Annotated in this window: 5 protein-coding genes; 2 read left to right on the top strand and 3 right to left on the bottom strand. The window is 45.8% G+C overall.

What is annotated here, in order from left to right; genetic code table 11:
* Positions 1-495 precede the first annotated feature (495 nt).
* A complete protein-coding gene (locus N2K84_RS19855) occupies positions 496-1,620 on the top strand; it encodes a Fic family protein (RefSeq protein WP_282593582.1) in 1,125 nt (374 codons plus the stop codon).
* Positions 1,621-1,855: 235 nt separating this feature from the next.
* Here the strand turns inward: N2K84_RS19855 and mtaB are convergent, their stop codons facing one another.
* From mtaB to N2K84_RS19840, 3 genes are read right to left on the bottom strand one after another with little or no spacing between them, the layout of a single operon-like run.
* Positions 1,856-3,151 (bottom strand): tRNA (N(6)-L-threonylcarbamoyladenosine(37)-C(2))-methylthiotransferase MtaB, encoded by a 1,296-nt coding sequence (gene mtaB / locus N2K84_RS19850; protein ID WP_282593581.1) that lies wholly within the window; start codon positions 3,149-3,151, stop codon positions 1,856-1,858.
* Positions 3,151-4,503: a tRNA (N6-isopentenyl adenosine(37)-C2)-methylthiotransferase MiaB gene (gene miaB, locus N2K84_RS19845; RefSeq protein ID WP_282593580.1), complete on the bottom strand. Its 1,353-nt coding sequence runs from the start codon at positions 4,501-4,503 to the stop codon at positions 3,151-3,153. Before miaB ends, mtaB begins: the two co-directional genes overlap by 1 nt.
* 21 nt (positions 4,504-4,524) lie before the next feature.
* Entirely contained in the window at positions 4,525-5,205 is a 681-nt protein-coding gene (locus N2K84_RS19840) for a ferredoxin--NADP reductase (protein ID WP_282593579.1), read from the bottom strand.
* Positions 5,206-5,362: 157 nt separating this feature from the next.
* On the opposite strand from N2K84_RS19840, the gene N2K84_RS19835 reads away from it, so the two are divergent.
* Positions 5,363-5,849: flavodoxin domain-containing protein (locus tag N2K84_RS19835; protein ID WP_282593578.1), on the top strand; the 487-nt coding region annotated here is incomplete at its 3' end.

Here is a 5,849-nt window from a genome sequence, read left to right as displayed (position 1 = left end):
CGGCGGAAAAAGCAAGGCTGTTCTGCCCAAACCGGTTCACATGCAGGCAAATTGTACAAAAAACATGGAAGGGCAGAACACCCGCCCCGGCCTTGTTTTTTTCATCAGCCGGGCAGCTAAATTGACTTTTCTTTTTGATTTTGACGGAATAGGTATCTGAAAAAACAAACAAGGGTGCCGTCGCAATGAAATGGAGCCGGCTACCTTGTATTTTTCCCGAGACTGAAAACCGGAGGTACGGAGGCTTTTGGTCGCAGGGACATAACAAAACCAAAATAAAAATGCGTAATGAGCACAGTTAGGATTGGCTGGATTTCTGTTGAATAGGCATGGATCATTATTAGAGACACTTACGATTTTGCTGTGAAGGATTTAAATACGCAGATCCTTATTTTAATATATTCCCCTTAATTTAAATACAAACATCTTTATTTAAAAATGTTGCTGAAAACTTAAATAACAGATATCTTTGTTAAAGAAATAGGAACGTAAGAAATGAAAAATTTTATAGCAGGGAAATATATCAGCCAAGGCTCATTTAAAAGTTTCCAACCCGAATACATCAACAAAGCATGGCAACTTGAAAGTATGGAGTTGCTTACTTTACTAAGTCAGGCTGACCGCCAGCTTGGGCGTTTGGATATGTACTCCGAATACATCCCCAACATCGATTTATTCATAAGCATGCACGTGTTAAAAGAAGCTACGCAATCGAGCAAAATCGAAGGTACTAAAACAAACATTGAAGAAGCATTAATGGATAAAGAAGATGTTTCTCAAGAGAAAAGAGATGATTGGGAAGAGGTGCAAAATTATATCAAGGCCTTGAACTCTGCGATAAAGAATTTGGAGGAACTTCCATTTTCTTCCAGATTAATTCGCCAAACGCATAAAATTTTACTTCAAGGTGTTAGGGGAGAATACAAACAACCGGGTAACTTCAGAACCAGTCAAAACTGGATTGGAGGAGCGACCATTTCGGATGCAACATTTATTCCACCTGTTCATACAACCGTAAATGATTACATGAGCGATCTGGAAAAGTTTGCTCACAATGAGGAAATTCATTTTCCGGAGCTACTAAAAATTGCGTTAATTCACTATCAGTTTGAGACGATCCACCCATTTTTGGATGGAAATGGTCGTGTTGGCCGGTTAATGATTACGCTTTATCTCGTTGAAAAGAAAATATTGAGGAAACCAATCCTATATCTTTCAGATTTTTTCGAAAAGAACAGGTTATTGTATTATGACAATCTTATGAAAGTAAGGCAGCAGAATGACATCATTCAATGGATGAAATTCTTTTTAGTAGGCGTAATTGAAACTGCCAAAAAGAGTATCGAAACCTTTGATGGGATACTAAAGCTACAAAAAGAAGTAGATGCTAAACTTCAATCGCTTGGCGCAAGATCAAACAATGCGCAGGTAATCTTAGAGCACCTTTACCAACACCCTCTGATCGATGCGACCAAGGCGAAGGAAATCACCAAACTGTCTCATCCTTCTGTTTACAAATTACTGGAGGAGCTGGAAAGATTAAGTATTTTGAAAGAAATGACCGGAGGGAAAAGAGGAAGACAATACTTGTTTGTGGACTATGTCAGATTATTCAAATAGGAATATGACGGGCGGTTGCAATGAGCTTAACCGCTTTTTCATTATATTTGGAACGGGAATTTGATTTGGTATCAGGAAATAGAATTTACATCAGAGAGACCTTATCGAGACCTGAAGGTTTAAGTGCAAAAAACAGATTTGAATTTCAACGAAATACGCTAAAGGTTCGAGCCCTGGCGGGTCAACAAAAGCAAAAGCGCTTGGATCATTGATCTGAGCGCTTTTGTTTTTCCGTTTACAGTTCCCCGACGAGTCGCATCTGTTCTCCTTTTCCCTCGATCCTGGTAATGCGAACTATTTGAAATGTGTTCTTTTGTAGCCCCTTTCCTTTGAACCTGACCGGCACGTAATGTTCGCCATATCCGGTGGCGTATCCGCGTGCATCGATGGTTTCGATCAAAACGGTTTGCTCTTTTCCGATGAAGGAAGAAAGGTATCGCGACCGGTTTTCTTCAGAAGCCTGCCGTATGCGTGCCGAGCGTGCGTTTTTGATTTTTTCGGGAAGGTGGTTTTCCATTCGTTCGGCTCGGGTTCCTTTACGTACCGAATATTTGAAGGTGTGCACATGCCCGAAGCCAAATGTGGAAACGGCATTCAAACTTTCCTGGAAATCTTCCTCGCTTTCGTCGGGGAAACCTACAATCAGGTCGGTGGTAAAATTGAATTCGGTATATTTGTCGCGGAAGCGTTCCACCAGATTTTTGAAGCGGTTATAGTCGTACATGCGGCGCATGCGTAGCAGTACTTTGTCGGAGCCGCTTTGCAGGCACAGGTGCAGGTGCGGCGTAAGCTTGGGATGGTCGAACAAATCCACCAGCCGGTTGCCAAAGCCATCGGGTTCGAGCGAGGAAATGCGCACCCGAAAATCGCCTGGCACATTCAGGATAGCTTCCAGCACGTCTTCAAAGCGCTTGTCTTCCCATTCGTAACGGCCAATATTCACCCCGGTTATCACCAGTTCTTTAAAACCATTGGCCAGCGTGTCTTCTACATTCTCAATAATTTGTGGCAAGGGACGGCTCACCGCGCGTCCGCGCACGGTGGGGATGATGCAAAACGTGCAAAAGTTATCGCAACCATCCTGTATTTTGATGGCGCTGCGGGTGTGCAGGCTTTTATCTACAGTGTTGAACTGGAAAACGTCGGCCTCCAGCTTTTCGGGATGAAGCAGTTCCCCTCCAAAGTGGGCATCCACCAAATTCAGGATCGATCCTTTCCGGTTGTTTTCAACCACGTACGTGATCTTGTTTTCACCTTCCAGGGTTTCTTTGTAGTTGTTGGCCATGCAGCCGGTAACTACGACTACCGATCCTTGGTTATTCCGTGCGGCCTGGCTGATCATGTTGCGCGATTTCTGGTCGCTTTGGTTGGTCACGGTGCAGGTGTTTACCACCACCACGTCGGCCTGTTCCTTAAAATCGACAATCTCGTAGCCGCCTTTATCGAAATCAGACACGAGCGCATCGGTTTCGTACTGGTTCAGGCGGCAGCCCAAGGTCTTAAAAGCTATGCGTTTTTTTGTTGAATTCATTAGCTGTTTACTGTTTCTTCCTGAAGTACCAATTCGCCGCTCATGGAGAAGTCAGCTGCAGAGGTAATTTTCACGTCCACGATCTTTCCCATCAGTTCGGGTGCCTTTCGATCCATACGGACGGTTATTTTTCCTTCGGTCAGTCCGGTTGAAAAGCCGGTTTTGCGGTCGGTCCCATTTACCAGCAAGCGGACGGTTTTTCCCACCAGGCTTTCGTTGTACTTGCGGGTATAAATTTTCATTGCTTCCGAAAGTTTGTGTAAACGTCCCTTTTTCACATCCTGCGAAACTTCGTCCTGCCAGCGGTAACTGGCAGCTCCCGGCCTGGGCGAGTACATGGCAATGTAGGCCATGTTGAAGTTGAACTCGTGAAACGCTGCGACCGTATTTTCAAATTCCGATTCGCCTTCGCCTGTAAACCCGACAATGATGTCGGTAAACAGGGTGGCCTGAGGAATCAACTCGCAGATGTCGGCAACAATGCGCCGGTACTTGTCCATTGAGTGGCGACGGTTCATCTTGATCAGCACTTTTTCGTCGCCGCTCTGCATGGGCAGGTGGATTTGTTTGGCCAGACAGGGGTATTCAGCGATCACTTCAATCACTTCGCGAGTCATATCCTGCGGGTGGGGCGAGGTGAAATACACCCAGAACTCTTCACCGGATGTTTGGCCATATTCACCAATGCGGCGCAGCAGTTCGGCAAAGGTGATTTCCTGTCCGTTTTTGTCCAAACCGTACGAGTTCACATTTTGCCCCAGCAGGGTGATCGATTTGTAGCCCTGAATGACCAGGTGGCGCACCTCCTGAATGATGTCTTCTGAAGGACGGGAAACCTCGCGGCCACGGGTGTATGGCACGGCGCAGAAGGTGCAAAACTTGTCGCAGCCGTTTTGTATGGGCACAAACGCTTCGTGGGTGGACTGGTACTTGGGTTTGATGTGCCACAAATCGGCAATGTGTTCGTTTTTGGGCATCACTGGTTTGGGCGCCTGAAGCGAGGCCGCATTCACCACCCCATAGTTGCGGATCATATCAGGTAGCTGGGCCAATTCGCTCATCTGAAAAATCAGGTCGAACTGTTTGAGCAGTTTTTCCCGGTCGGCAGCCAAAACACAGCCCGAAAGGAACGTAATGAGGTTGCGTTTATCTTTCGCGCGGTTCCACTGGGCGATTTTGTTATATACCTTGTCGATGGGTTTTTGCCGCACCGAGCAAGCCAGCATGCCCAGCAGGGTTGCCTCCTCCTCGTTTTCCGTGCGCACATAGCCCATTTGTTCCAACACGGCGGCAACCCGCTCGCTGTCCGACAAATTCATTTGGCAGCCCAAGGTGATTAAGTGGTATTTCATTTTTTTATTCGCTACTCACGGCTAAAAATAAACTTCGCAGTGGATCTGGTCGCGCTCAAACCCTTTGTCTTTCAGAATTTCGAGGGCGTCGAAAATCATGTTGCTGTTTCCACAGAGGTAAAATTGCGTGTTATTATCAAAACTGGCCTTCTTCAGGTAAGTTGTCAGCCTGCCGTGTACCTTTCCGGTTTTATCACCTGAAGTACATAGGATGTGACGCTCTTGTTCGTACTCATGGCGGTCGTAAGCTTCGTTTCCGTATCTCACTCCGTGAATGAGCTGGTAATCGAGCTGCGGATAAGTTCTTACCATGCTGCGGAATGGGGCAATGCCCGTACCGCTGGCAATGAAGACAAACTTGTGATCGGCAATTTTTTTCTCGTCGATGCGAAATTTGCCGAAAGGCCCGCTCACCTCAACCAGGTCGCCGGGTTTCAGCTTGCTCAGTTTCGGGGTGAAATAGCCTTTTTTTACTTCCTTGACCAACACCTCCAGATGGTCGTCGTTCTCCCCGCTGTAGATCGAATATTCGCGACTTTGATAATCGCCTCGGATGCCCAGCGAGATGTGCTGCCCGGCCCGGTAATTAAAACGGCTTTTGGGCAAGCGCAGCGAGAATGTTTCGTCGGTCAGTTGTCTGATCTCTTTTACTTTGTAAAAGCTTTCATCAATTTTTATTTCCTGTTGTAATTCTATTGACATGGCTTATTATTTTGGGTTGCAAAGATAATGATTTTTCTATAATAAGATATAAATATCTGTTAATGCCATTATTGACCGATTGATTTCCATCCTTAACCGATAACCGGACGGTTTGTTTGGAGATGATCTGTTAGTTTTGATAGAAAATCTCCATCTAATGAAGACGTCCATTATTTTTATGTCAACTCACGGCTGTACGGAAAATGCGGTCAACGAATTGGCAGCCAAACTTTCAGGCGAAGTTTCCATTCACCATTTAAAACAAGATAAAAAACCTGATTTTTCCCGGGCTGACCGGGTTATTATCGGTGGATCGATCCATGCCGGGCAAATCCAACGGAGGGTGCGGAGCTTTTGCGAAAGCCATTCAGACGAGCTCTGCGGTAAGGAAATTGGTTTGTTCATTTGCTGCATGCACGAAGGCGAGGACGCCAGGCAGCAGCTGAAAAATGCTTTCCCGGAAAAATTACACCAAGTGGCCAAGTACGAAGCTATTTTTGGGGGCGAATTCAATTTCGAAAAGATGGGCTTTCTGGAAAAACTGGTGGTGAAAAAAGTGGCCAAAGTCGATCGTTCGGTGAAAAAGGTGGATCACGAAGCCATCGATAAGTTTGCCAAACGGATGGAAAAAACCATTGCCCCGT

The sequence above is a fragment of the Gaoshiqia sediminis genome, from assembly GCF_025907915.1.
Classification (GTDB): domain Bacteria; phylum Bacteroidota; class Bacteroidia; order Bacteroidales; family Prolixibacteraceae; genus Gaoshiqia; species Gaoshiqia sediminis.
The sequence above is the reverse complement of the archived record's forward strand: the minus strand, read 5'-3'. Positions and strand labels throughout refer to the sequence as shown.